The organism is Stenotrophomonas sp. P5_B8, assembly GCF_054049855.1.
Map to the genome: position 1 here is coordinate 1 of NZ_JBFULO010000481.1, position 2,687 is coordinate 2,687.

Genomic DNA, 2,687 nt, shown 5'->3' on the forward strand with positions numbered 1-2,687 from the left:
GCTGGTGCATGACGTGCGCCAGGCCATGCCAGACGATGGCATCGTTTGCCTCGACAACGGCATGTACAAGATCTGGTTCGCCCGCAACTACCGCACGCACGTGGCCAACACACTGCTGCTCGACAATGCGCTCGCCACGATGGGCGCCGGCCTGCCGTCCGCCATGATGGCGGCGATGCTGTACCCACAGCGCCGCGTCATGGCCGTGTGCGGCGACGGCGGCTTCATGATGAACTCGCAGGAGATGGAAACCGCCGTGCGGCTGGGACTGAACCTGGTCGTGGTGATCCTCAACGACAGTGCCTACGGCATGATCCGCTGGAAGCAGGCAGTGGATGGCTTCGAGGATTTCGGCATGCGCTTTGGCAATCCCGATTTCGTGAAATATGCCGAGGCCTACGGCGCGAAGGGGAGCCGGGTGACGGCCGTCGACGAACTGGCGCCCATGATCGAGGCGGCCTTCGCGGGCGGTGGCGTGCACCTGCTGGATGTACCGATCGACTATTCCGAAAACACCCGCGTGCTGGTGGATGAACTGCGCAACCGCACGCCGGACGTGAGCTGCGAATAGTCGCCACCGCATACCGTTGGAAAAAAGGAGTCCAGGATGTTGACCGTCGTCCAGGCGTTTGACCGCACACCGATCACCGACATCGGTTTCGACACTGCCGCAGCCCTGGAGCACAAGCTCAGCGCCGCCGAGCGGGTGTTCAAGGACCGTGACGGCTGGCTCAAGCCGCACGAGCGCATCGCGATCCTGCGCAGGCTTGCCGCCTTGATGGAGGCCAGGCGCGACCATCTCGCCCTGCAGATTGCACGCGAGGGCGGCAAGCCGTTGCCGGATGCCATCGTCGAGACCACGCGCGCCATCGATGGTGTCCACAACGCCGCGGACGAACTACGCAACTTCGCCGGTCGCGAGATCCCGATGGGGCTGTCGGCCGCATCGGAGGGACGCTGGGCATTCACCACCCGGGAGCCGATCGGCATCGTCGCGGCGATCTCCGCGTTCAATCACCCGCTGAACCTGATCGTCCACCAGGTTGCCCCGGCCATCGCAGTCGGTTGCCCGGTCATCATCAAGCCCGCTTCGGCAACGCCACTGTCCTGCCTGGAGTTCGTGGCGATGGCGCACGAGGCAGGGCTGCCCGAACCGTGGTGCCAGAGCTTCATCCCGGAGGGCAACGATTTGGCCGAGGCCCTGGCCACCGACAAACGCATTGGCTTCCTGAGCTTCATCGGCTCGGCGAGGGTAGGGTGGTCGTTGCATGCCAAGCTCGCACACGGCGCACGTTCGGCGCTGGAGCACGGCGGCGTTGCGCCCGCCATTGTCGACCGCAGCGCCGACCTGGCCAGGATCATTGAACCGATCGTCAAGGGCGGCTATTACCACGCCGGCCAGGTGTGCGTGTCCACCCAGCGCATCTTCGTCCACAACGCCATTGCCGACGATTTCACCCAGGCCCTCATCGCCCGGGTAGAACGGCTGCGTACCGGCGACCCGACCCTGCAGGACACCGACGTGGGCCCGCTGATCCTGCCGCGCGAGGCTGACCGCGTCGCCGACTGGATTGACGAGGCGGTACGCGGCGGCGCGAAGCTTGCCACCGGCGGCAAGCGCCTCTCCGAGACCACGCTGCAGCCCACCGTGCTGCTCGACCCGGCCAGCGACGCACGGGTGACCACGCAGGAAGTCTTCGGGCCGGTGGTGGCGGTGTATCGCTATGCCGAGTTGGACGAAGCGATCGCGCGCGCAAACTCCTTGCCGACCGCGTTCCAGGCCAGCGTCTTCGCGCAGGACATCGACATCGCCATGCGCGCCGCCAACCGGCTGGATGCCTCAGCCGTGATGATCAACGACCCGACTGCGTTCCGCACCGATTGGATGCCGTTTGCAGGGCGCAGGGAGTCGGGCTACGGCACCGGCGGCATTCCGTACACCATGCGGGACATGTCGCAGGAGAAGATGATCCTGATGCGCAGGAGCTGATGGGGTGAGCAGGGGAGGAGCCTTGTGCACTTGGGACGGGCTTGGCTAGAGTGATGCGACGGGGGCATATCACAGTGGCGCAACGGCCTCGCCCGTGATGCGTCACATTAATGCCCTCTGCAGCGCGAGGTCGTTTGGCCTGGCAAGAAGGAGAGTAAGTGGAGCGCGTACACAAGGAATTGTCCCTTGCCGATGTGGCGGGCTGGGGATCGGCATGCGTGACCTTTGGTCTGATTCAAGGCGCGCTGTATCTGCGGGCGTACTGGAGTCAATTCGGCCTGGACCCGTTCCAGTTCGTTGCAGTAGGCGAACTGGCGCTGACCGGGCTCACAAGTATCGGCACGGTGCTGGGTTTGATGCTGGTTGCCCTGTTGTTTGGGGGCTGGCTGGAGGTCAAGCTCACCGGCACCACCACAATGCGCAATCGACTCTCGTGGCTCGCGCCGGTTCTTTTCTTCGCTGGCCTGGGCGCGATCATCTGGTGGGCCGGCGCGTGGGTTTTGCTGATTGGCATCCTGTTGACGATTGGATGTCTGCTGGTGGTGACGCTATCCCCGGTCGTGCCTGGTGCCGTCAAGAAGTCACCGTGGCTGGTGTACAGCGTATCGATGTTGGTCTATGTATCGATCGCGTCAAGCTGGCTAGGAAGCGAACGCGCGCGTGCCATCATCGATGGAAAGGCCAAGCACCTGTCAAG

The 2,687-nt window shown here is 64.3% G+C and carries 3 protein-coding genes; all 3 read left to right on the forward strand.

The genetic code is table 11. From position 1 onward, the window contains the following. The coding region (locus ACXJKH_RS18320) for a thiamine pyrophosphate-dependent enzyme (protein WP_457321483.1) at window positions 1–571 on the forward strand (571 nt) is incomplete at its 5' end. A 36-nt stretch (window positions 572–607) separates the two neighbouring features. Then, on the forward strand, window positions 608–1,990 hold the full coding sequence (locus ACXJKH_RS18325) for an aldehyde dehydrogenase family protein (protein WP_457321485.1): 1,383 nt from the start codon (window positions 608–610) through the stop codon (window positions 1,988–1,990). Between the two features lie 158 nt (window positions 1,991–2,148). Further along, window positions 2,149–2,687 (forward strand): hypothetical protein (locus tag ACXJKH_RS18330; RefSeq protein WP_457321487.1); only part of this gene is annotated, 539 nt, incomplete at its 3' end.

What these genes read in the sequence shown, in the direction of transcription:
- ACXJKH_RS18325 (WP_457321485.1), top strand. Translation starts at nt 608, where the DNA reads ATGTTGACCGTCGTCCAGGCGTTTGACCGCACACCGATCACCGACATC.